Consider the following 24333-nt stretch of genomic DNA (forward strand, 5'->3'; position numbering starts at 1 on the left):
TGGAGGGAAGGAACGTGTCCTACAGGTATCCCCTGGATCTGCAGCTGTTTGGCGGAGAAAAAACCGAAAAAGCGACCCCGAAAAAGCGGCAGGATACCCGGAAAAAGGGCCAGGTCGCCAAAAGCCAGGATTTAACCGGCGCGGTCGTTCTGCTGGCTTCCTTTTTCAGCCTTCTCATCTTCGGCTCATCGTTCAAGGAGCGGCTTGTCGGACTGTTCAAGGACATTTTTCTGAACCGACTGACCATGGATTTGTCGATTAACAACGTCATGAGCCTCGCCGTGGAATACGGCATCGACATTTTGCTGCTGCTGGCGCCGGTGTTTCTTACCGTCGTCGTCATGGCGCTCGCCGCTAATTTGATGCAGGTCGGTTTCATGCTGACGGGGGAATCGCTGAAGCCCAAATTCAGCAAGCTGGACCCGATCAAAGGGTTTAAAAATATATTCTCGGTCCGTTCTCTGGTCGAGTTCGCGAAATCGATCTTAAAGCTGGTGATCATCGGCTTTCTCGTTTATCAAACGCTAAGGGGTGCCATCGCGGATATCGGCAAGCTGTCCGAGGTTAATATTGAGAAGACGTTTCATTTTGTGGCCAGTTTGACGATGACGCTCGGCCTAAAAATAGGGGCCGCCCTGTTTGTGATGGCCGCACTGGATTTTTTGTATCAAAAGTATGAATTCGAGAAAAGCATTCGGATGTCGAAACAGGACATTAAAGACGAGTATAAAAAAATGGAGGGGGATCCGCTGATCAAGGGGAAGATCAGGGAGCGGCAGCGCCGGATGGCGATGCAGCGGATGATGCAGGAAGTGCCGAAGGCCGACGTCGTCATCACGAACCCGACCCACTTCGCGGTGGCCCTGAAGTACGAGGGCTCGAACATGGAAGCCCCGCAAATCGTAGCCAAAGGCCAGGATTTTGTGGCTCTGCGGATCAAGGAGATCGCCAAGGAAAACGGCGTGATTACGATGGAAAACAAGCCGCTGGCCCGTGCGCTGTTTCAAAGGGCGGAGATCGGGGACTCGATTCCCGCCGATTTGTTTCAAGCCGTGGCTGAAGTACTGGCTTATGTATATAAATTAAAAGGCAAAGTGAGATAAGGGATCGGAGGTAAGGAAGCTTTGAAATTAAAAGAGATAACGATACTGACCGGCGTCATCGGCATTGTAATGATGATGATTCTTCCGATCCCGTCCTGGCTGCTCGACGTGCTGCTGGTCATCAATATTTCGCTCGCGCTCATTATTTTGCTCGTCGCGATGAATACGCAGGAAGCGCTGCAGTTTTCCATTTTCCCTTCGCTTCTGCTCATTACGACGCTGTTCCGGCTGGCGCTGAACATTTCGACGACCAAGCTTATCCTGTCCGAGGGCTTTGCCGGCGACGTCGTCAAAACGTTCGGCAGCTGGATCGCCAGAGGGGAAATCGCCGTCGGCTTTATCGTCTTTCTGATTCTGGTTGTCGTGCAGTTCATCGTCATCACGAAGGGATCGGAACGCGTGGCGGAAGTCGCCGCCCGGTTCACACTCGATGCGATGCCCGGCAAGCAGATGAGCATTGACGCCGACCTGAACGCCGGCATGATCAATGAGCAGCAGGCCAGGGAGCGGCGCCGCAAAGTAGAACGCGAAGCGGACTTTTACGGCGCGATGGACGGTGCGAGCAAGTTCGTCAAAGGGGACGCGATTGCGAGCATCATCATCCTGCTGATCAACCTGGTCGGCGGTTTTATTATCGGGATCGCCATGCGGGGCCTGTCCTTCCAGGATGCGATGTCCACCTACTCGGTATTAACTATCGGGGATGGTCTGGTCAGTCAAATTCCCGCACTCTTAATTTCAACGGCTTCCGGTTTGATCGTGACGCGTTCTTCTTCGGAAGGCAATTTGGCGAACGATCTGACCAAACAGCTGCTGTCGTACCCGAAGCTGCTGTACATTGTGGCAGCGACGATTGCCCTCCTCGGGCTGTTTACTCCGATTCATCTCATCACGACGCTTCCGCTGGCGGGCCTGCTAGCTTTTGCCGCTTACCGGATGCAGCGGAACATGGACAAAAAGCAGATCGAGGTGGAACAGCTGGAAGAGGAACAGCAGATCGAAGAGGTGCGCAGTCCGGAAAGTGTCATCAACCTGCTGCAGGTGGACCCGATCGAATTCGAATTCGGTTACGGATTGATTCCTTTGGCGGATACACAGCAGGGCGGAGATTTGCTTGACCGGATCATTATGATCCGCAGGCAGTGCGCCTTGGAGCTGGGACTTGTGGTCCCGGTGATCCGGATCCGCGACAATATTCAACTAAAACCGAACGAATATGTCATTAAAATTAAAGGGAATACCGTCGGAAGCGGTGAATTACTATTAAATCACTACCTGGCCATGAGTCCCGGTTACGATGACGAATCGATCACGGGAATTGAAACTTTGGAACCAGCTTTCGGACTCCCGGCCTTGTGGATTGACGAAGCGACGAAGGATCGCGCGGAGCTTTCGGGCTATACGGTAGTGGATCCGCCGTCCGTCGTGGCGACCCATTTGACCGAGCTGATCAAAAAGCATGCCCACGAGCTGCTTGGACGGCAGGAGACGAAAACGCTGGTCGACAATTTGCGCGAAAATTATCCGGTTCTCGTCGACGAGCTCATTCCGTCGGTGCTGTCGATCGGAGATGTTCAGAAAGTACTGGCCAAGCTGCTTCGTGAGAAAATTTCGATTCGGGATTTGGTGTCGATCTTTGAAACGCTGGCCGATTACGGCCAATATACGAAAGACCCCGATGTGCTGACCGAGTATGTGCGGCAGGCATTATCCCGCCAAATTACGCAGCAGTTCTCAAGGGAAGGCGAGACGCTCAAGGTCATTACAGTAGGGCCAACGCTGGAGAAAAAGATTGCCGACAGCGTCCAGCAGACGGATCAGGGGAGCTACCTGGCGATGGACCCGGTATCTACCCAGACGGTGTACCAGAAGCTCAGCGAGCAGATCAACCGCCTGCTTCAATCGGGACAACAGCCCATTTTGCTTGCCTCGCCGACCATCCGGATGTATTTGCGCCAGGTGATCGAGCGGACCATGCAGGATATTCCGGTTCTTTCTTACAGCGAGCTTGAACCCAATGTAGAAATTCAAAGTGTCGGAGTGGTGAACTTATGAGAGTAAAGCGATATGTGGTCGATACGATGCCTGAAGCTATGCTCCAAATCCGCAATGACCTGGGCAGCGATGCCGTCATTCTGAGCACGAAGGAGACCAAGCTGGGCGGCTTCCTGGGCATGTTTAAGAAGAAAAAAATCGAGGTCATCGCCGCGGTGGAAGCAGACGAACAGGCGAATACAGCAACGAAACAGCGGCAGGCACAGGCCCCGGCTCCTCAAAAGGCGGCCGTCCCACAGAAGGCCGTGCCGCAGGCATACAAGAAGACCGCCGAGCTGACCCTTGCCGCAACCGGCGCCAAGGTTACTGCTGATCAAGCCCAGCCGGAGGCCGCTCCTGTTCGTCCGGAGCCTCGGGGGGCGGAGATGACATCCGTTCAAGCCGGCCAGGGCGTGACCCAGACGGCAGGCTATGGGGAATCAGCAGCTGCGAACGAGACGCCGCCTTCCAACGTAACGTTCCCTCTTTCGGAACGGGGGCAGACCACCGGAGCACTCAGCCGCTCTGAACAGCCTCAGCCGGCAGAGGATAGAGAGCCGGAGGCCAGAAACAGTGTGGAGGCCAGGCTGCTGGAAGAGCTGCAGGAAATGAAGGCGTGGATGGCCAAAATCTCCCGCCAGTCGATGATGAAGCAGCAGCTGCCGGCTGTGCTGGAGAAGCTGCAGGAGCGGTTGATCCAGCAGGAGGTTGACTTTGACCTCATCGAGGAGTGGATTACCTCCTCCTTCGATCATTGGGAAGAGAGCGGCCGGACGCTCGGAGATGCGGAACTGTTTGCACATGTACGCAGCCAGGTGCTGGCGTTCCTGTCGGAGCGGTTTGGCGGAGGCATTGCCAACCGCACTCGGATCGTCTATGTCGCAGGTCCTACGGGGGTCGGCAAAACGACGACCATCGCCAAGCTGGCTGCGGAACAGCTGCTGCGTTTTCACCGGAAAGTTGGCCTGATCACATCCGATACTTACCGGATATCGGCGGTTGACCAGCTTCGGACGTACGCCTCCATTCTGAATGTTCCGCTGGAGGTGGTGCAGTCGCCCGGTGATATGCAGCGGGCGTTTCAGCGCCTTCAGGACTGCGACATCATCCTGATGGACACGGCCGGCCGCAACTATCGTAACGAACTGCTCGTCTCGGAGCTGCAAAGCCTGTTTTCCGCCATAACGGACCACAGCGAAACCTATCTGGTGCTCAGCCTGACATCCAAGAGCCAGGATATGAAGAAGATCACAGAACACTTCAGCAAGTATGGGCTGGACAAGGTGATCTTCACCAAACTGGATGAGACCGGAAGCTGCGGCTCCGTCTTTAACTTGATCCGGGAATACCCGCTGTACCTGTCCTACATGACCAACGGCCAGAACGTGCCTGAAGACCTTCTGCTTCCGGACAGCAAGAAGCTGTGCGGTATGCTGCTTGGAGAAGAGGCGCCATGATGGACCAGGCACAAGCATTAAGGGATTTGATCCGGCAGCAGGGATCCGGCGGGAGAGAAGCCGAAGCCAGAATGGAACCCAGGCTGACCGGGAAGGGGAAAACCGCCAAGCTGATCACCGTCACGAGCGGAAAGGGAGGCGTAGGCAAATCGAACTTTACGCTTAACTTTGCCCTTGCCCTGCAGGCGATGGGACGAAAAGTGCTGGTGTTTGACGCCGATATCGGTATGGCCAATATCGATGTGCTGATGGGCATCTCGCCAAAATTCAACCTGTACCACTTACTCCAGCGTGAGAAGTCTGCGAGCGAAATCATCGAGAAGGGACCACATTCGTTGTCTTTTATCGCCGGCGGCTCCGGGTTATCCGAGCTGCTGTCACTCTCCGAGCAGGATCTGGCTTATTTTACGGAGCAGATTGAAGGTCTGGCAGACGAGATGGACTATATCATCTTCGATACCGGCGCGGGGCTGTCCAAGGAGAACCTGAACTTTATCCGTTCGGCGGATGAATGCCTGGTTGTGACCACCCCGGAGCCGACCTCGATCACCGACGCCTACGCGTTAATCAAGGTGGTCAGTGGCGCGGAACCGGGCGTTACCTTCAAGCTGATCATTAATCGGGCGGGCGATGAGAAGGAAGCGGCTCAAACCGCCGACAAAATCGCCATGGCAGCCCGGCGTTTTCTGGGCGTGGAAACGACCATGCTGGGTTACATCGCAGATGACAGTCATGTTGTACAAGCTGTGAAGAAGCAGGTTCCCTTTTCCCTTGCATACCCGAACTGCAATGCAGCGAAGGATCTGCAGCGGATCGCATACCGTTACTTGCTCGTACCGGCTCCCCCGGAACCAAGTGCCTTGACAGGAATCAAAGGGTTTATGCATAAATGGCTTCGTCGTACAAAATGATTTTCTGTACTAAGGAACAGAGGTGAACAAGCGGCATGACGCCATACAAAGTCATAGTAGTGGACGACTCGGCTTTCATGCGGAAGATCGTATCCGATCTCATTGAAAAGGATCCCGCATTTCGGGTCGTTGATACGGCCGTTAACGGAAAGGAAGCCGTAGACAAAATTTTAAGCCAGCAGCCGGACATCGTCACGATGGACGTGGAGATGCCGGTGATGAACGGACTCGAAGCGCTTACGGTCATTATGCAGGCGCATCCGCTGCCGGTAATCATGCTGTCCGGCATCAATGAGGCCGGCATGAGGGAGACGATCAAGGCGCTTGAAGCCGGAGCGTTTGATTTTATCCGCAAGCCGTCCGTAGCGCATGCGCAGCAGATCGATGACGTTCGGGATGCCCTGCTTGAGCAGATGAAGGCAGCTATGGCGGCCAAGGAACGGAGAGCGCTTTGGAAAGCGGAGGAAGAGAAGCGGAAGAACAAGCCCACCGCGGCTGCACCGGTTTCAACGGCAGTCCTGCCAAAGCTTGGGCGGAAGCGTCCGCTCCCGGACCTGGCGAAAGAAACCGGTGCTCGTAACGGGGCAGCCGCGCAGGAGAGCGCTCCCGATAAGGAGGTTGTCCTGCAGCAGCCTGACAAGCCCAAGGCGACGAAGCTTTCCAAGCCTGGAGCAGGAAAGAAACATCAGGAATCCCCGAATAGCAGGACAACGCGCGAACTGACGAACCAGGTGCTGGAATCCGCTCCTTCGGCGCAAGAAGCGAAAACAACCAAGCCTGCGGGAACGGATGCCGCCAAGCCCAGCCGGACAGCGGAGGGCAGGGCAGCAACCGCGTATACACAGCTTGTTGCGGTCGGCTGCTCCACCGGCGGACCGCGGGCGCTGAAGACGCTCCTTGAGGGCATTCCGGCCGATTTTCCGGCACCCGTTGTCATCGTGCAGCATATGCCGCCCAATTTTACGAAATCCCTCGCCCAACGGCTGAATACGTTCAGCCCGCTGACCGTGGTTGAAGCCGAGCAGGGAATGGCATTGGAGCCAGGGTTCGCTTATATTGCCCCGGGCGGCTATCATACGAAAATCGTGCCGGATCAGAGCCGGGGCTTAATGATCTCGCTGACGGAGGAGAGTCCGGTGGGCGGCCACCGTCCGTCGGTGGATGTCATGTTCGAATCCCTGCTTGAGCTTCCATCCCTGAAACGCCACGTGGTGCTGATGACCGGGATGGGAAGCGACGGGGCAAAGATGATGAAGCGGCTGTACGATGCCGGGGTTACCAGCACGTTCGCAGAGAGCGAGGAGACCTGCATCGTATACGGCATGCCGCGTTCCGCAGTGGAACTTGGCTGCGTGAGTCATGTATTACCGCTTCACAATATTGCCGCAGGGCTCGTCCAGGCTGTAGGCAACGGAAAGCAAACTTATTAGGAGGTGTCTCATAATGGACATGAATCAGTATTTATCCATGTTTATCGATGAGTCCAATGATCATCTGCAATCCTTGAATGAAAACATGCTGCTGCTCGAACAGACACCGAATGATCTCTCCATCGTCCAGATTATTTTTCGCTCGGCTCATACGCTGAAAGGGATGGCGGCTACGATGGGCTTCGAGGACCTGGCGTCGCTGACCCACCAAATGGAGAACGTGCTCGACCTGGTACGGAACGAAAAGCTGGTGATGCAGGACTTTATCTTCGACACGCTGTTTAAAGGGCTCGATGCACTTGAGGCTATGGTGGAGGATATTACCCAGGGCGGCGAAGGGAAAGCCGACGTCTCGGCAATCGTTGCCGACCTTCAGGCGATCGTTCGTGGAGAAGCCCCTTCCACCGGCAGCGCGAAGTCCGCAGGCTCCGCTCCAGCCAAGCAAGAAACCAATACCGCCATCCAGCTTGATGAATTTCAATACTCCGTTTTACAGCAGTCCATAGGGGAAGGGCACCGCGTGCTGTATATTGACGTCGCCATTCGGGACGATTGCCAGCTGAAGGCGGTCCGCGCCTATATGGTGTTTGATTTGCTGGAGAAGTCCGGCGAAGTCATTAAGTCCCATCCAACCGTGCAGGATATTGAGCAGGAAAAATTCGAAAAAAGCTTCTCACTCTACTACATAACACAAAAAGATCCTGCCGAACTCAAACAGCAAATTTTGAACGTTTCGGAGATTGACCAAGCCTCAGTAGTAGAACTCGATCACGAATCCCTGCAGCAAATGGCCGAGATGGGGGCGGCATCCGCTCAATCCGCGGCGGCTGTGGCCGAAGAAACGAAACCTGACACTGCCGCTCCGGCAGCCGCTGCGCCAGCGGCAGAGAGCAAGGATAACAAACCTGCGGCAGCCGCCAAGCCGGCCGCCAAAACCGGCGGTGCCCCGGCCCGCACGATCCGGGTTGATATCGAACGGCTCGATGTGCTCATGAACCTGTTCAGCGAGCTTCTGATCGACCGGGTACGCCTGGAACAGCTGGCTTCGGAGGTGCAGAACCATGCTTTGACCGAGACCGTAGAACACATGAGCCGCGTCAGCTCCGATTTGCAAAATATCGTCCTGAAGCTGCGAATGGTCCCGGTCGATACGGTGTTCAGCCGGTTTCCGCGGATGGTCCGCGACCTGGCCAAATCGCTGGATAAAAAGCTGGAGCTGGTCATTACCGGCGCAGAAACAGAGCTTGACCGGACCGTTATCGATGAGATCGGGGATCCGCTCGTTCACCTTTTGCGCAATGCGGTCGACCACGGCATTGAGTCGCCCCAGGACCGGGTTGCCGCCGGCAAACCGGAGACGGGTACCGTACACCTTCGGGCTTTCCACAGCGGGAATCACGTCTTTATCGAAATTGAAGAAGACGGGCGCGGCATCTATCGTGACAACGTCCTGAAATCCGCGCTGAAGAAAGGCATCGTCACCGATGAGGAAGCGAAGGGCATGTCGGACGAGCAGGTGCACCAGCTGCTGTTCGCGCCGGGCTTCAGCACCGCCGAAAAAATCTCCGACGTATCGGGCCGGGGAGTCGGACTGGATGTCGTGAAGGCAAAGATCACTTCGCTCGGCGGGCAGGTGACCATTTATTCGACGCCGGGGAAAGGAACCAATTTCTCGGTGCAGCTGCCGCTAACCCTGTCGATCATCGCCGCGATGCTCGTGAAGATGGGATCCGAGAAATATGCCATCCCGCTCAGCTCGATCGTGGAAACAGGCATCGTCAAGAAGGAGCAAATCCGCCAGGTGCATGGTAACAAAATGGTGGATTTCCGTGGATCGATGATCCCGCTCATTTCGCTGAGCCGCATTTTTGAAGTTCCTGACTTTAATGAAGAGGACGAAAGCGAAACCGAGATCATCGTCATCCATAAGGGAGACCGTTTGGCGGCTTTGGCCGTCGACGAATTTATCGGACAAAACGAAATCGTCCTGAAAAACCTTGGAAAGTATCTGCCGCAAATCAAAGGAATTTCGGGGGCAACCATTCTGGGCGACGGCCAGGTGGCCTTGATTCTGGACCCGAACGTCTTCATTAAATAGGAAGGTTTGCGATAAAGGAAGGCTTGCGGCGACAGTAAAGAATTGCAAATACGCCGCATTTAAATAAGGAGGTTTAGGGCATGGGAGAAGATATCAAAGTCATTGTATTTAAGCTGGGCAGTGAAGAGTACGGAATCGAAGTCGACAAAGTCCAAACGATTGAGCGCATGCTTCCCATTACACGCGTTCCGAAGACATACACGTTCGTTAGGGGCGTCATCAACCTGCGGGGCGTCGTTATTCCGGTGATCGACCTGCGGGGACGCTTCGGCCTTCCGGAAACCGAACATACGGACCAAACGCGGATCATTATCGTGGTGGTAGGCGAAATGGAAGTCGGCTTTATCGTCGATTCGGCCAATGATGTCATCGATCTGAACAGAGACCGGATCGAGACTCCGCCGGAAGTCGTCGGAGGCATTAAGGCCAGATACCTGGACGGCGTGGCAAAAATCGGCGATGACCGTCTGCTCATCATGCTGAACTTGTCCGAGGTGCTGAAGAAGAGCGAAATCATTCAGCTGGAAAGCCTAGAGGAGTAGTTCGTGGAGGTCTTTAAGCATTTTAAGGAATTCAAAATGGATGTCCTGAAGGAAGTCGGCAATATCGGGGCGGGCAATGCGGCAACGGCGCTGTCCCGCCTGCTCGATAAGCCGGTCGATATGGCGGTTCCCAAAGTGCAGCTGCTTCCCTTTGAAGAGATTGCCGACAGGGTCGGCGGGGCCGAGCGAATCGTCATTGCTATTTTTCTGAGGGTGGAAGGCGACGCTCCAGGCAATTTGTTCTTTATTCTAAGCCCGGAAGCAGCCAAAAGCCTGTTGAAGAGACTGGCCGGCATACAGGTCGACCAGGACGGGATGTTCGATGAGATGGAGCAATCGGCACTCTGCGAGATCGGCAATATTTTGGCCGGTTCGTACCTGTCCTCGCTCGCCGACTTTACGAAGCTGGATTTGTCCCCGACGGTCCCTGGCCTGGCGATGGACATGGCCGGCGCCGTTCTGAGCTACGGGCTGCTCCAGTTTGGCCAAATGGGTGACGATGCGCTGCTGATCGATACGACTTTTCTCGAGGGCGATCATGAGGTGGAAGGGAAGTTCTTTCTGATCCCCGATCCGGACTCGTTCGCGAAAATTTTTCAAGCCCTGGGAGTGCCTCTAGAGAATGATTGAAGAGCAAAGCATCGTTAAAGTAGGCATGGCCGACATGAACGTCGTGCGCGATCCCGGGGTCATCCGCACGCTGGGCCTCGGATCATGCGTCGGAATTACCCTTCACGACCCTCTGCTCAAAATTGCGGGTATGGCTCATATTATGCTGCCGTCCTCAGACATTGCCCGTGAAGGGCAGCTGAATATCGCCAAATATGCGGATACCGCAGTGCCTGCCTTGCTGGAGCGGCTTGTGGCCATAGGTGCCTCGCCTTCCAGAATTGTCGCCAAGATGGCCGGAGGATCGCAAATGTTCCTGATGGCCGGTACCGGGGATACGATGAGAATCGGCCCCAGGAATGTGGAATCATGCAAAATGATGCTGTCAAATCTTCATATCCCGTTAATCGCCGAAGACACGGGCGGAAGTCACGGACGAACCATTGAACTGGATTCAGGCAGCGGAATCCTGTCCGTGCGCAGTGTACAAATGGGTATAAAGGAATTGTAGCCATGAAAGGAAATTTGTTGTTTAACCTTGTGTTTGGTGCTGTCGGATTCGTGCTGACGCTGCTGATCTCGATGGGAAACAACCTGTTTATGACCAGCTTGATCAGAGGGCTGATATCCTTTGTCATCTGGTTTCTGCTTGCCTTTTTGCTCCGCTGGGTATGGGGTGTGGTCAGCGTTCCCGAAGCGGAGCAGGAGGCAGCAGCCGAACAGGAGCGGGGTGCCCGGTTCGATGTGACGACCCCGGATGAGAGCGATGAGTTAAATGATCTGTTGACGCCGAAGCCCGCCTCCGTTCAAGAGGATGGGGGAGGCTTTACACCACTCAATCCGCCGAAGCTGGTTTCGGCGAAAGATCCGGAAGAACTGGCGAAAGCCGTTCGACACCTGTCAGAAAAATAGGGGGTGGGGGAAATGAGCGAGCGCAAAGCTTCTCACCTGAATCATGCCGAGCTCTGGGAGCAATGGAAAGAACACGGAAATATTGAAGCAAAAAAGTCCCTGATCGAGAAACACCTCCACATTGTGGATTATGTTTCCAGCCGCCTTGCAATCGGTCTTCCAAGGAATGTTTCCAAGGATGATCTGGCCAGCAACGGCGTCATGGGCCTGATCGATGCTATTGACAAATTTGACTATAAACGCGGACTGCAGTTTGAGACCTACGCTTCTTTCCGGGTAAGGGGAGCTATTCTCGATTCTCTGCGGCAGGGGGACTGGGTGCCCCGTTCCGTCCGGGAGAAGGCCAAGCGGATCGAGGACGCCTATCAGCAGCTCGAACAGAGGTACCTGAGGTCTGCGACGGACTTGGAGATGAGTGAATATTTGAACGTGTCCGAGAAAGATTTTCACCAGATGCTTCAGGAAGTCGCGGTCATGTCACTCTGCTCGCTGGAGGACCCGATCCGCGAGGAGGAATCCGAGACGCGTCTGTCCGTGATGGTCGACGACAAGGCCAAAAATCCGGATTACAAAGTGAACGAGTTTTATTTGCGGGAGTCTCTCATTAAAGGAATTGAGAAGCTTACCGAGAAAGAAAGAACCGTCGTATCCCTGCTGTATTATGAGGACTTATCTTTAAGCGAAATAGCAGAAGTCATGTCACTTTCACCTTCAAGAATATCCCAGCTTCATTCCAAGGCCATTTTACGGCTGCGCGCAACGCTGGAGAAGAACCGGGATTTACTGATGCAAAACGATTAACCGTTGCACGAGTAGAAAGGAGGAAAACGATTGACAGCTCCAATCGCGCTTGAAACCTATTTGGATATTACCTTTTCGGAGGATAAAAGCGTCGCCTATCTGCAGTTCTCCAAGCGTTCCGAGGATTTTGAGGTGACGGAGGAAGAGCTTCAGCTCTTTTTGAGGAGCCATCAAGTCCAGTTTGGCATGGACCAGGCGGTCCTGAGCCGGATCTGCAGCCATCCTCAGGAATACATGTTTGGACGGACCGCGATTGCCTTCGGTGAGCAGCCGGTCAGCGGTAAGGACGGCCGGATCGAGTATGCCTTCAACCTCAGAGATGACAAGGAGCACAGGCCGCTCGAGACCGAAGACGGCAGAGTGGACTATAAAGAACTGATCAGTCTCAACAATGTCATGAAGGGCCAGCTGATCGCCAAACGGATCCCGCCCGAGCCTGGCAAACCGGGACTCAGCGTTACCGGGGAAATGATCCCGTTCAAGCCCGGCAAAGAAGCCTATTTTAAGGTAGGAAAAAATGTGGTGGTCGACCCGGAAAACACAGCCATGTATGCCGCCATCGACGGCCTGATCGCCACGACGGATAAAGGAAAAATCAACGTTTTTCCCGTCTATGAGGTGAATGGGGACGTGGATTACAGTGTAGGCAACATCGACTTTGTCGGTACCGTGGTCATCCGTGGGAACGTTCTGACCGGATTCCGTGTGAAAGCGGCAGGGGATATCCGCGTGGTCGGCGGCGTAGAGGGCGCGGAGCTGGAAGCGGAAGGGTCCATTGAAATTACGAGCGGGATCATCGGTTACAACAAAGGTTATGTGAAAGCGGGCCAACATGTAAAAAGCTCTTTCATCCAGGACGGCAACGTCATCGCCGGGGAAGATGTCATCGTCTCGCAGAGCATCATGCACTCCAACATCCGGGCAGGAAGAAACGTACTGTGCAACGCTACCAAAGGGCTGATCGTCGGCGGTGTCATTCAGGCGGGAGAGCGGGTCATTGCCAGAACTATCGGCAACAGCATGTCCACAATGACGACGATTGAGGTGGGGGTTCTGCCGGAGCTAAGAAACGAGCTATCCGAACTGCGGGGCAAGATCAGGCAGCTGGCGGAGGCGCAGGACAAGACGGACAAGGCATTGTATTTGTTGAATCAGCTGGCTGCTTCAGGACAGCTACCGCCCGACAAGATGGCGCTTAGGCTCAAACTGAACGCCACCAAGAAATCGAATGACCGGGAGCAGATGGAAGCGAAAGAACGTATACTGGAAATCGAGAAAACATTGGAAGATTCAGTGCGGGCCCGCGTTGACGTCGTGAAAGTGGTCTACGGAGGCTCTAAAATAGTTATCGGCAGATACACCAGATTTATTAAGGACCCGGCGGAACGGGTTTCATTTTATTATCATGAGGGCGATATTACGATGGCTCCGTACATTTAATATAAAGTGCGAGTTCAAAAAGGTCGTTTTCTGGCCTCGATTGGTTTTCTTATAATATCAGAAAGTATAAACATCCAGAGCCATTGCTTCATGATATTGCAAGAAAAATTACCTTTAAACGCGGTCTGTCTTCCTTGAAGGTACGTCGATAGACGGTTTCTTATCAAAAGCGGTCTTTTTGAACAATCTCTAAAAAGAAGCAAAGTACTCTGGATACGATTCCTATCGATAAGAGGAGGAAGACGAATGAGTATGAAGGCGGTTGAAATGCAAATTGCGATCCCACGGACCAGCGAGGCCGGGAAGGTGCAAAACGAGCTCCAGCACCGGCCTGCACAGGATCAGCAGTTTTTGGCCGAACAGCAGCTTAAGGAAACAGCGGAAATGAGCAAGCGCAGCGAATCGGTGGACGAAGCGGCGGACGCCGCCGTTCGGGATGAGGGCGGACGGAACAAGCATCGGCGTAATCAAACCGATAGTCCATCGGCAGGGGAGCATGAGGACCTGCAAAATGCGCAGCACCCCTTCAAGGGACATCATCTGGATGTTTCCCTATGATCCGTTGCCCCGTCATGAATTTTACAGTCAAAGGAGAACCGCTACTTGGAACCTTGGTTAATCGTTGTTATATTGGGCGCTGCCGCGTTGGTGTATGCCATGATGCTTCCTAAGCGGAAGGAGGAGCAGAGCCAGCAGGGCAGCGTGGTCAAGCAGGTCGAGGCTACACTGGAGCAGTACATGGCCGAAATTGAAAATGAAAACGTCGAGCTCGTCGAGCTGGTTTCCCAAATGAAGCAGGATATGGCGGCCAAGCAGCTGTCCCAGCAGGAACAGCTGTCGGAAATGCGTCAGCGGCTCGTTTCGCTTGAACAGCAGGTTGCGCAGCAGGATGCCAGGCTTTTGCAAATGGAGAGCCTGCCTGCCGGACAGGCCACGGTTAGCCGTGAAACGGCCGCGGCCGTGGAGCCGGGAGCTTTCCTGGAGCCAGCAGCTGGTGCAGATTCAGAGGGTCAGAATGGAACGGAATCAACGCTGCCTGAGCAGCAGCCATCGATCAGGGAAAGGTACCCGGAGCTGTTCGAGTTGTACGACACAGGCAAATCCATTGATGCGATCGGAAAAATGACCGGCATGCACCGCGGCGAAATCCAGTTGATTCTTCAGCTTGCGAAACAGGAGGAGACGCTGTGATCAGAAATCGGACATTCATGATGGGACTCGGCCTGGGTCTCCTGCTTGGAGCCCTCCTGCTGCAGCTGATGATCCTTGGGCAGGGTACCGGCCGCCCAGCTGGAGAGGCTCAGTCAGCTGCCAGCCTGACAAAGGAAGGGCTTGAGCAGCAGGCGGAGACGATGGACCTGAAGGTCGTCGGCAAGGAGGACAAGCTGATGACTGAGGAGGAATGGAAGCAGCAGATGGTTGAGCAGAGCTCGGTTCCCAAAGGAGACGCAGCGAAGGTGCCGAAGGCTACGGACGCGGGCAAACAGCCAGCCCAGCCGGATAAGCCGCAGCAGCCTGCCGCTTCTAAGCAGCCGCAGTCGGTCACTCCGGAATCCGGTGAGGCTTCAGCAGCCAAGCAGCCGCAAACGCCTTCTGTGCCGGCGGCCAAAGCGGTTGAAGTGAAAATCGCCAGCGGAAACAACTTGGAAGACGTCGCCGGCAAGCTGGAGAAGGCGGGGGTCATCGCCGACGCCGACCAATTCGTGCAAAAAGGCCGATCGCTCAAGATCAGCACGAAAATCCAGACCGGCCAATACACGTTTTCACCCGGCGAGGAATTCAGTTCCATCATCGCTAAAATTACGACAAAACCGTCACGCTAACGACAATCGGCTGGACGGTTTTTTGCATGTAAAAAAAGCCGTCCCTTAGGCGTTGCATCGAGCTTTTAGATATGGTATATTAAATGACGGTGTTAAAACACACGCTGTCGGATTTCGTAAAGGGTGCTTTCCATATGGAGAGTCTTGACGGGAAATGAAAGCAGCGGAGGACACAATAAAAAACCAAACTTAGGAGGTGTGTGAAGATGGCAGTTATCTCCATGAAGCAGCTTCTCGAAGCTGGCGTTCACTTCGGTCACCAGACACGTCGCTGGAACCCGAAAATGGATAAATATATCTTCACTGAAAGAAACGGAATTTACATTATTGACCTGCAAAAGACAGTTAAAAAGGTCGAAGAAGCTTTTAACTTCGTGAAAAGCGTGGCAGAAGAGAACGGAACAATTCTTTTCGTCGGCACGAAGAAACAAGCCCAAGACTCCGTCAAAGAAGAAGCAGAACGTTGCGGTATGTACTACATCAACCAACGTTGGCTCGGCGGAACGCTGACTAACTTTGAAACTATCCAAAAACGGATCAACCGTTTGAAAGAACTCGAAAAATGGGAAGAAGACGGCACATTCGCTGTTCTTCCTAAGAAAGAAGTCATCCTTCTCCGCAAAGAGAAAGATCGTCTTGAGAAATTCCTGGGCGGCATCAAGAACATGAGAGGCCTGCCAAGCGCCCTGTTCATCATCGATCCGCGCAAAGAGCGCATCGCGGTTGCCGAAGCGCGCAAATTGGGTATCCCAATCGTAGGTATCGTTGACACGAACTGCGATCCGGACGAAATCGACTACGTTATTCCTGGTAATGACGATGCGATCCGTGCCGTTAAGCTGTTGACTGGCAAAATGGCTGACGCTGTGGTGGAAGCTCACCAAGGCGAAGAAACTTCTGCCTAAGTTTCGACAGTTACGTAATATAGACATGAATTAAATGAAAAGGGTGGTTGGTAGGTGGATAACCTCTCACTGCCCTTTTTTTAAGATGAAAACAAAGATCAGGTGTGACGCCTGGCTGAAAAATTAGCATCCTATTTGGAGGGAATATTCGATGGCAGTAAGTGCTAGTGCGGTAAAAGAACTTCGTGAAAAAACAGGCGCAGGTATGCTCGATTGCAAAAAAGCGCTGGAAGAAGCAAACGGTGATATCACCAAAGCAACAGAACTCCTTCGTGAAAAAGGTCTGGCTGCAGCAGCAAACAAAGCTGGACGCGCAGCTACGGAAGGCGTTGTAGAAGCTTACATCCACGCCGGCGGAAGAATCGGCGTTCTGGTTGAAATCAACTGCGAAACCGACTTCGTTGGTAAAACAGACCAGTTCAAAGAGTTCGCTCGCGACATCGCGATGCATATCGCAGCTTCGAGCCCGCGTTACGTTTCCCGCGAAGAAGTGCCTCAAGCAGAAGTAGAGAAAGAAAAAGAAATCTTGAAAGCCCAAGCTTTGAACGAAGGCAAGCCTGAAAAAATCGTTGAAAAAATGGTCGAAGGCCGCATCGGTAAATACTACGAAGAGTTCTGCCTTCTGGAGCAATCCTTCATTAAGGATCCGGACAAAACGATTTCTCAGCTGCTGAACGAAAAAATCAGCACCATCGGCGAAAACATCTCCATCCGCCGCTTTGTTCGTTACGAACTGGGCGAAGGTCTTGAGAAAAAAGTCGACAACTTCGTTGAAGAAGTTATGGCGCAAGTTAAACAATAAGAGCCCTTTTTTTGCGGCATCTATAACTAGAACAAGAGAAGAGCGGAACACGCAGTGTTCCCTCTTTTTTAAAAGAGCAGACGTTTTTTTCTGAAGAGAATGACATCGGTTTGGTGTGGTGTTTACCGGATAGGGCCCGCCGAACGTTAGTTGCAGCAACTGGCGCCATATGGTGATGTCTTTAAAGTGGAGGGTAAACATTTGGAACAGCCTGTATTTAAACGAGTTGTCTTGAAGGTCAGCGGGGAATCCCTCGCAGGTCAGAACGGTTATGGTATCGATGCGGAAACGATCGGATCCATTGCAGAGCAAGTCAAAGAAGTGGTGGATCTTGGCGTTCAGGTTGCAATCGTCTGCGGCGGCGGCAACATCTGGCGCGGCATCGCCGGCAGTTCCAGCGGGATTGATCGCGCGACAGCCGACTACATGGGGATGCTCGCGACGGTCATGAATTCGCTGGCGCTTCAGGATGCCCTGGAGCAAATCGACGTGCCGACGCGCGTACAGACATCGATTGCCATGCAGCAAATTGCAGAGCCTTATATCCGCCGCAGAGCGATCCGCCACCTGGAGAAAGGCCGCGTGGTCATTTTTGCCGCAGGAACGGGTAACCCGTTCTTCTCGACCGATACAACCGCTGCCCTGCGTGCGGCTGAAATCGAGGCCGAAGTGATTCTGATGGCCAAAAACAAAGTGGATGGCGTGTACTCCGCCGATCCGTTCAAAGACAGTACGGCCGAGAAATATGAACAGCTTACTTACATGGACGTGCTGAACAAGAATCTGGGTGTGATGGATTCCACGGCATCATCCCTCTGCATGGACAACAACATTCCGCTGATCGTATTTGCTGTTACCGAGCAAGGGAACATCAAACGGGTCGTTTTGGGTGAAAAAATCGGAACGATTGTTAAAGGGAGCGTAGACTAATGCCAGAAACGGTAAAAAAACACGCAGAAGAACGCATGGAAAAAGCCATCGGCGCTTTGAAGAGAGACCTCGCCACACTGCGCGCCGGCCGCGCCGCCCCGGCACTGCTTGACCGGATCCAAGTGGAGTATTATGGAGCGATGACACCGGTGAACCAGCTGGCCAACATCAGCACGCCGGATCCGCGCACGCTGCTCATCCAGCCTTGGGACAAATCTTCGCTGGCCGATATCGAAAGAGCGATTATGAAGTCCGACCTCGGACTTACGCCGGCCAATGACGGCAACATCATTCGTCTTTCGATTCCGCCGCTGACCGAAGAACGCCGCACGGAACTTGTGAAATTGACGAAGAAGTTCGGCGAAGAGGCGAAAGTGGCGATCCGCAACATTCGCAGAGATGCCAACGACGACATCAAAAAGATGGAGAAAACCGATATTTCTGAGGATGAATCGCACCGTCATCAGGAAGACATCCAGAAGACGACGGATAAATTTATTGCGGAAGTCGACAAGGTGCTCGTAGCTAAAGAAAAAGAGATCATGGAAGTATAAGAGACTTGCGGCCCCTCCTTTTATGGTGGGGTTTGTGTCTTTTTTGCAGAAACCCGCTTGGAGGAACTAGAATGATCAAACGAGTTCGATCGTGGTGGAAACAGAAGGACTCGCAGCTTTTGCCAGAGCGATCCATGGACAACGTTCCTGAGCATGTGGCCATCATTATGGACGGCAACGGGCGTTGGGCCAAAAGTCGCGGGCTGCCGCGAATCGTCGGGCACCAGACCGGGATGAAGGCAGTGAAGCGGGCAACCATAGCTGCCGACGAGCTGGGAATTAAATATTTAACGCTGTATGCTTTCTCTACGGAAAACTGGAAGCGTCCCAAAGACGAAGTCGACTTTCTGATGCGTCTGCCGCAGGAATTTCTGGCGATCGAGTTGGACGAATTGATCCAAAAAAATGTGCAGGTCCGCATGATGGGTGACCGCGACGGTCTGCCGCAGCACACGCTGAATGCCATGGAGGAAGCGATGCGCCGGACGGCCGGCAATGACGGGCTTGTCCTCAATTTTGCCCTCAACTACGGCAGCCGCAAGGAAATGACGGATTGCATGAAGGAGCTGGGCAAACAGATTCAGGAAGGCAGGCTGTCGCCTGACGAGATTTCCCCGGAGCTAATTGACCGCCATTTGCTGTCGGGAGGCATGCCGGATCCGGACCTCATTATCCGGACGAGCGGCGAGATGCGGCTCAGCAATTTCATGCTGTGGCAGCTCGCGTACAGCGAAATGTGGTTCACCGATATTTACTGGCCTGAATTTAACCGAAATCATTTATACGAAGCGGTTGCTGAATACCAGCGCAGAACGCGTCGATACGGCGGACTGACTTAGCCTGATGGGGGATGAATACCGTTGAAACAACGACTGATCACAGGAATTGTTGCGGGTGTCGTTTTTCTGGGATTTTGCCTGCTTGGCGGCCTGCCGTACCACATTCTAGTCCTGGCGATGGCAATGATCGGATATTATGAATTTGTAAAAATGACCCGGGTATCCCCGTTTAGCGGTACGGCCATGCTGGGATACCTGGGCGTGCTTGTATTTATGTTCCCGTGGAAGCTGCTGGATATCAGCTTTCCGCTTCCACTCGGGCACGTCATCTGGCTGCTTCTGTTCCTGTTCCTGCTGGTGACCGTCGTTACCAAAAACAAGATGGACATTCAGATGACCTCCCTGCTCTTTCTGGGATCCGTTTATGTGGGCGTCGGCTTTTCGTACATTGCTGAATCCCGCAGCGCCCCGGACGGGCACGGGGTGTTTTGGACGTTTTTGCTGCTGGTGTCGATCTGGGCGAGCGATGCGGGAGCGTACTTCGTGGGCAAATGGATCGGCAGCCACAAGCTGTGGCCGGCGATCAGCCCGAATAAAACGATCGAAGGCGCCCTTGGCGGCGTCATGATCGCCATGTTGACATCGGCGGTCTTTGCGCTTCTGTCGGGCGGTCTGCTCACGATCGGACGAGCGCTGGCGATCGGCCTGGCATGCGCGGTGGCCGGTCAGCTTGGGGATCTGGTCCAATCGGCGTACAAGCGTGTATACGGCATCAAAGATTCGGGAAATCTGCTGCCGGGTCATGGGGGGATCCTGGACCGCTGCGACAGCTGGATTATCGTATTTCCGTTCGTACATATCATGATGCTGATGCCTTATTAATACGAGAGAAGGTTCAATATGAAGAAATTAAGCGTTCTCGGCTCTACCGGCTCGATCGGCACGCAGACGCTGGATGTCGTATCGAAGCATCCGGAGCATTTTCAAATCGAAGGGCTTGCGGCCGGGTCGAACGTGGAGCTGCTGCTCCGGCAGGTTCATCAGTTCAGACCGAAGAAGGTTTCGGTCGCGACCAAAGAACTGGCTGAACAGGTGAAAACGCAGGTTTCGCCAGGTACGGAAATTTTCTATGGAAATGAAGGGCTGGTGGAGGTAGCGGCCGGCACGGACGCCGATACGGTAGTAACGGCAGTGGTAGGCAGCATGGGGCTGCATTCCACGCTGGCGGCGATCGAAGCCGGGAAGCACATTGGACTGGCTAACAAGGAGACGCTTGTAACCGCAGGACATCTTGTCACTGAGGCCATTAAGCGAAAAGGCGTGAAGATGCTGCCGATCGACAGTGAGCACTCGGCTATATTTCAATGCCTGAACGGTGAACGCCGCGATGACCTGACCGGCATCACGCTGACCGCTTCCGGCGGTTCGTTCCGGGATTTGACCCGGGAGCAGCTCCAATCGGTGACGGTGGAGGATGCCTTGAAGCATCCCAACTGGTCGATGGGTGCGAAAATCACCATCGATTCGGCGACGATGGTCAACAAGGGGCTGGAAGTGATTGAAGCCCATTGGCTGTTCGGCCTTCCGTATGAGCAGATCCACGTGCTGCTTCACCCCGAGAGCATCATTCATTCTTTCGTGGAATTCCGCGATACGAGTATCATCGCCCAGCTGGGCAATCCGGACATGCGCGTACCGATCCAGTACGCACTGACCTACCCGGAACGCTGGGATTCGCCTGCCAAACGGCTGTCGCTGGCCGAAGTGGGCAAGCTGCATTTTAGAGAAATGGACATGGAGCGGTTCCCTTGTTTAAGACTTGCCTTTGAATGTGGTAAAATGGGTGGTACAGCAACCACCGCTTTTAACGCAGCCAACGAAGTGGCGGTAGGCCGGTTTCTAAACAGGGAGATTTCGTTTTTACAAATAGAGGATATTATTGAGGAAGTGCTTGACCGGCACGCCAACATTCCGAATCCGCAGCTGGCGGACATTGAGGAGTGCGACCGGAATACGCGGCTGCTTGCTGCCAAGCTGTAAGCGGGCACGCAAGCGGCATGACATTACATCACTCTACTCCCCTGATTTTAAAAAATGACGAGAATGTGATTCTCTTGTGCGGGACCGGAGAATAATGATAATCTATATAGACTGAATTAAAGACGAGCTTCTTTTCGCGCTGTGGGCTTTAATCCATCTGATGATATAGATGCGACAGAAACTTCGGTCTCAGACAAATTAAGGGGGATGCGACGCTTGGAAATGGTGCAGGTAGTATTTTTGACGGTACTCATGTTTTTCGTCATCGTGACGGTGCATGAATGGGGCCATTTTTACTTTGCCAGACGCGCCGGCATACTGGTACGGGAATTTGCGATCGGTTTCGGTCCGAAACTGTTTTCTTATAAACGGAATGAAACGCAGTTTACGCTGCGGCTGCTGCCTTTTGGTGGTTATGCCCGGATGGCGGGGGAAGATCCTGAAATCGTGGAAATTCACCCCGGCCAGACCATCGCGGTACGCGTCAGTGGCGGCGAAGTCAAGAAGATATATCTGGATCAGCTGGACAACCGAAAGAATGTCATCCGCGGGGAAGTGGAATTCATCGATATGGTCGATGATTTGAAGGTCCGCCTGAACGTGGACGGCGAGAGCCAGCAGTATCCGATTTATCCGAAGGCGATGCTGGTCGCCAAATCCCATGAGACGCAAATAGCCCCGAGAGACCGCCAGTTTGCCAGCAAGACGGTGGGGCAGCGCGCGCTTTCGATTTTTGCGGGGCCGCTGATGAATTTTATTCTGGCCTTCGTACTCTTCGGGGTCCATCTGCAGATGGCGGGGATTCCGCTGGAAAATCCGACGTACGTGCAGATCGGCGACATCTCCAAAGGAATGCCTGCCTATGAAGCGAACCTGAAGAAGGGCGACATCATCGATTCGATCGATGGCGTGAAGATCGGCGCGGATTATCAGAAAATGATCGATCTGACCTCCAAATCCAAGGACAAGCCGATGGAATGGACGATCCGCCGGGGAGACGAGGTATTTAATGTGACGCTGACTCCGCGTGCAATGGAAGGCCAGGAAGGCGGTAAGGTAGGCATTACGCCGCAGCTGCCAAGCCGCAAAGCGTCGATCGGCGAAACGTTCAGCGGAGCGGGAGTCGCGATGGTCGATACGACCAAAATTATTTTCCAGGGCTTCGGCCAGCTGATCAAGCAGTTTAACATGGACGATCTGGGCGGACCTGTCCGGACGTTCGAGGTGACGGGCCAGATCGCGAAGCAGGGCATCGTGCAGCTGACGTATTGGGCGGCGATTCTCAGCCTCTACCTGGGGATCTTCAACCTGCTGCCGATCCCGGCGATGGACGGAAGCCGGCTGGTGTTCCTCGGTGTCGAAGCGCTGCGGGGCAAGCCGATCGATCCGAGCCGGGAAGGCATGGTCCATTTTGTGGGCTTCGCCATGCTGTTCCTATTAATGATTGCCGTAACCTACAATGATATATTACGATTGATTAACGGATAACTAATGATGTCCCCGGCTAGAACGGGGTGAACTTGGGAGGAAGTCCATTTTTATGTCAAACGATAAACAATTTGTGACGGAGATTACGCCGCAGGGAGAAGATTTCTCCCGCTGGTATATTGATGTAATCAAGAAAGCCGATCTGATGGATTATTCGCCGGTCCGCGGCTGCATCGTCTTCCGTCCGGACGGCTACGAAATCTGGGAGCACATCCAGCGTGATCTGGACCGCCGTTTCAAGGAAACGGGTCATCGCAACGCCTATTTTCCGCTCTTTATTCCGGAGAGCTTTTTCCAGAAAGAAAAAGAGCATGTCGAAGGCTTTAATCCCGAGCTTCCTTGGGTAACTGAGGCAGGCGGAGACAAGCTGGAGGAGCGTCTGGCGATCCGTCCGACGTCGGAGACGATGTTTGGGCACATGTACGCCAAATGGATCCAGTCCTACCGCGACCTGCCGGTGCTCATTAACCAGTGGGCCAACGTCGTCCGCTGGGAGAAGCGCACGCTGCCGTTCCTCCGCACGAGCGAGTTTTTGTGGCAGGAAGGCCATACCGCTCATGAGACGGAAGAAGAAGCGCGCGAAGAAACGATGAAGATGCTGGAAGTGTACCGTCAATTCGTGGAAGAGTTTTTGGCGATTCCGGTCATTACCGGCCAGAAGACGCCTTCCGAGAAATTCGCCGGCGCGGTGGAGACGTTCTCCATCGAGGCGATGATGAAGGACGGCCGCGCGGTTCAGGCGGGAACCTCCCACTACCTGGGCACGAACTTTGCGGTGGCGTTTGACATTCAATACTTAAGCAGAGACAACAAGCAGGAATACGTGCATACGACATCCTGGGGCACAAGCACGCGCCTGATCGGCTCGATGATTATGGTGCACGGCGATGACCGCGGACTGGCGCTGCCGCCGAAGGTCGCTCCGACGCAGGTGATCATGATTCCGATCGGCCCGCCGAAAACATGGGATGCCGTCGTTGGCCGCACGGACGAGCTGTTCGCCGAGCTGAAGCAGGCAGGCATCCGCGTGCGTGTGGACGACCGCAGCGACCTTCGTCCGGGATGGAAATTCAACGAATACGAAATGCGCGGCGTTCCGGTCCGTTTGGAAATCGGTCCACGTGACATGGAGAACGGCGTCTGCGTGCTCGTCTCCCGGATTACCGGCGAGAAGAAGGTTGTCCAGCAGGCCAATCTGGTCGAAGAAGTTCAGACGATGCTGGATCAGGTCCAGAAGGAAATGTTTGATCGTGCGAAGCAGTTTATGAACGACCATTTCTACTCGGTGGATACGCTGGAGGAAATGAAGAGCAGCATGGAACAGCAGCGCGGATTTACACTGGCAGGATGGTGCGGTTCGGAAGTCTGCGAGAGCAAGGTGAAGGAAGAGACCGGGGCTACCAGCCGGAACATTCCTTTCGAGCCTGCGGAAGAGAAGCATACTTGTCTGGTATGCGGGCAGCCTGCCAAGCACACCGTCGTTTTTGCAAGAGCGTATTAATACTGCGGCAGCCAAGCTGCGAGTTTGATTCGTTTCCCGCATAAGCAGGGAAGAACCCGGCGGATCGGTAGAGAGGCCGGATGAAATAATGATGAGGAGCTTCTGCCAGAAATGAGTCGGTGCACGAGATCGAGACATTTTTGTGAACAGAGGCTCTTCATGTTTATGGATTAG

At 53.9% G+C, this 24333-nt stretch carries 24 protein-coding genes; all 24 read left to right on the forward strand.

Annotated elements, in window-relative coordinates; all coding sequences use genetic code 11:
- Positions 1 to 14: 14 nt before the first annotated feature.
- The 24 genes from flhB (at position 15) to proS (ending at position 24159) form a co-directional block, all read left to right on the forward strand.
- Entirely contained in the window at positions 15 to 1103 is a 1089-nt protein-coding gene (gene flhB / locus IAE55_RS16160; protein ID WP_325168650.1) for a flagellar biosynthesis protein FlhB, read from the forward strand.
- Positions 1104 to 1124: 21 nt separating this feature from the next.
- Positions 1125 to 3158, forward strand: a complete 2034-nt coding sequence (gene flhA, locus IAE55_RS16165) for a flagellar biosynthesis protein FlhA (protein WP_076168118.1) — start codon at positions 1125 to 1127, stop codon at positions 3156 to 3158.
- Positions 3155 to 4594: a flagellar biosynthesis protein FlhF gene (gene flhF, locus IAE55_RS16170; RefSeq protein WP_145021917.1), complete on the forward strand. Its 1440-nt coding sequence runs from the start codon at positions 3155 to 3157 to the stop codon at positions 4592 to 4594. Before flhA ends, flhF begins: the two co-directional genes overlap by 4 nt.
- On the forward strand, positions 4591 to 5505 hold the full coding sequence (locus tag IAE55_RS16175; RefSeq protein WP_145021914.1) for a MinD/ParA family protein: 915 nt from the start codon (positions 4591 to 4593) through the stop codon (positions 5503 to 5505). The genes flhF and IAE55_RS16175 overlap by 4 nt, the downstream gene beginning before the upstream one ends.
- Before the next feature lie 35 nt (positions 5506 to 5540).
- A complete protein-coding gene (locus tag IAE55_RS16180) occupies positions 5541 to 6935 on the forward strand; it encodes a protein-glutamate methylesterase/protein-glutamine glutaminase (protein WP_200633256.1) in 1395 nt (464 codons plus the stop codon).
- Between the two features lie 13 nt (positions 6936 to 6948).
- Positions 6949 to 9033, forward strand: coding sequence for a chemotaxis protein CheA (locus IAE55_RS16185; RefSeq protein ID WP_200633257.1), 2085 nt, complete (start codon positions 6949 to 6951; stop codon positions 9031 to 9033).
- 80 nt (positions 9034 to 9113) lie between these two features.
- The gene (locus IAE55_RS16190; RefSeq protein ID WP_105443621.1) at positions 9114 to 9575 is read left to right on the forward strand and encodes a chemotaxis protein CheW; all 462 of its coding nucleotides are present in this window, start codon (positions 9114 to 9116) and stop codon (positions 9573 to 9575) included.
- Positions 9576 to 9611: 36 nt separating this feature from the next.
- Positions 9612 to 10205, forward strand: coding sequence for a chemotaxis protein CheC (locus IAE55_RS16195; protein WP_234489633.1), 594 nt, complete (start codon positions 9612 to 9614; stop codon positions 10203 to 10205).
- Entirely contained in the window at positions 10198 to 10695 is a 498-nt protein-coding gene (locus IAE55_RS16200; RefSeq protein ID WP_192714738.1) for a chemotaxis protein CheD, read from the forward strand. Before IAE55_RS16195 ends, IAE55_RS16200 begins: the two co-directional genes overlap by 8 nt.
- 2 nt (positions 10696 to 10697) lie before the next feature.
- Positions 10698 to 11096 (forward strand): hypothetical protein, encoded by a 399-nt coding sequence (locus tag IAE55_RS16205; protein WP_076168097.1) that lies wholly within the window; start codon positions 10698 to 10700, stop codon positions 11094 to 11096.
- Between the two features lie 12 nt (positions 11097 to 11108).
- Positions 11109 to 11897, forward strand: coding sequence for a FliA/WhiG family RNA polymerase sigma factor (locus IAE55_RS16210; RefSeq protein WP_145156753.1), 789 nt, complete (start codon positions 11109 to 11111; stop codon positions 11895 to 11897).
- Between the two features lie 30 nt (positions 11898 to 11927).
- Entirely contained in the window at positions 11928 to 13337 is a 1410-nt protein-coding gene (locus IAE55_RS16215) for a DUF342 domain-containing protein (RefSeq protein ID WP_105443618.1), read from the forward strand.
- A gap of 246 nt (positions 13338 to 13583) precedes the next feature.
- A complete protein-coding gene (locus tag IAE55_RS16220) occupies positions 13584 to 13895 on the forward strand; it encodes a hypothetical protein (protein WP_105443617.1) in 312 nt (103 codons plus the stop codon).
- Positions 13896 to 13940: 45 nt separating this feature from the next.
- Positions 13941 to 14528, forward strand: a complete 588-nt coding sequence (locus IAE55_RS16225) for a hypothetical protein (RefSeq protein WP_234489609.1) — start codon at positions 13941 to 13943, stop codon at positions 14526 to 14528.
- Entirely contained in the window at positions 14525 to 15160 is a 636-nt protein-coding gene (locus tag IAE55_RS16230; RefSeq protein WP_200633259.1) for an endolytic transglycosylase MltG, read from the forward strand. Before IAE55_RS16225 ends, IAE55_RS16230 begins: the two co-directional genes overlap by 4 nt.
- A gap of 206 nt (positions 15161 to 15366) precedes the next feature.
- Complete coding sequence (gene rpsB / locus IAE55_RS16235) at positions 15367 to 16065, forward strand: 30S ribosomal protein S2 (protein WP_105443615.1); 699 nt, start codon at positions 15367 to 15369, stop codon at positions 16063 to 16065.
- Between the two features lie 151 nt (positions 16066 to 16216).
- Positions 16217 to 16867, forward strand: a complete 651-nt coding sequence (gene tsf / locus IAE55_RS16240; protein ID WP_076168081.1) for a translation elongation factor Ts — start codon at positions 16217 to 16219, stop codon at positions 16865 to 16867.
- A gap of 201 nt (positions 16868 to 17068) precedes the next feature.
- A complete protein-coding gene (gene pyrH, locus IAE55_RS16245) occupies positions 17069 to 17797 on the forward strand; it encodes a UMP kinase (protein WP_076168079.1) in 729 nt (242 codons plus the stop codon).
- Positions 17797 to 18351, forward strand: a complete 555-nt coding sequence (gene frr, locus IAE55_RS16250) for a ribosome recycling factor (RefSeq protein ID WP_076168076.1) — start codon at positions 17797 to 17799, stop codon at positions 18349 to 18351. The genes pyrH and frr overlap by 1 nt, the downstream gene beginning before the upstream one ends.
- A 71-nt stretch (positions 18352 to 18422) precedes the next feature.
- A complete protein-coding gene (locus tag IAE55_RS16255; RefSeq protein WP_145156757.1) occupies positions 18423 to 19190 on the forward strand; it encodes an isoprenyl transferase in 768 nt (255 codons plus the stop codon).
- 21 nt (positions 19191 to 19211) lie between these two features.
- Positions 19212 to 20012 (forward strand): phosphatidate cytidylyltransferase, encoded by an 801-nt coding sequence (locus tag IAE55_RS16260; protein WP_145156758.1) that lies wholly within the window; start codon positions 19212 to 19214, stop codon positions 20010 to 20012.
- Between the two features lie 18 nt (positions 20013 to 20030).
- On the forward strand, positions 20031 to 21170 hold the full coding sequence (locus IAE55_RS16265; protein WP_145156759.1) for a 1-deoxy-D-xylulose-5-phosphate reductoisomerase: 1140 nt from the start codon (positions 20031 to 20033) through the stop codon (positions 21168 to 21170).
- Between the two features lie 216 nt (positions 21171 to 21386).
- The gene (gene rseP / locus IAE55_RS16270; protein ID WP_200633260.1) at positions 21387 to 22658 is read left to right on the forward strand and encodes an RIP metalloprotease RseP; all 1272 of its coding nucleotides are present in this window, start codon (positions 21387 to 21389) and stop codon (positions 22656 to 22658) included.
- A gap of 52 nt (positions 22659 to 22710) precedes the next feature.
- Entirely contained in the window at positions 22711 to 24159 is a 1449-nt protein-coding gene (proS, locus tag IAE55_RS16275) for a proline--tRNA ligase (protein ID WP_145156760.1), read from the forward strand.
- Positions 24160 to 24333 lie beyond the last annotated feature (174 nt).

The organism is Paenibacillus sp. S28 (assembly GCF_016624415.1).
Taxonomy (GTDB): domain Bacteria; phylum Bacillota; class Bacilli; order Paenibacillales; family Paenibacillaceae; genus Paenibacillus_AQ; species Paenibacillus_AQ favisporus.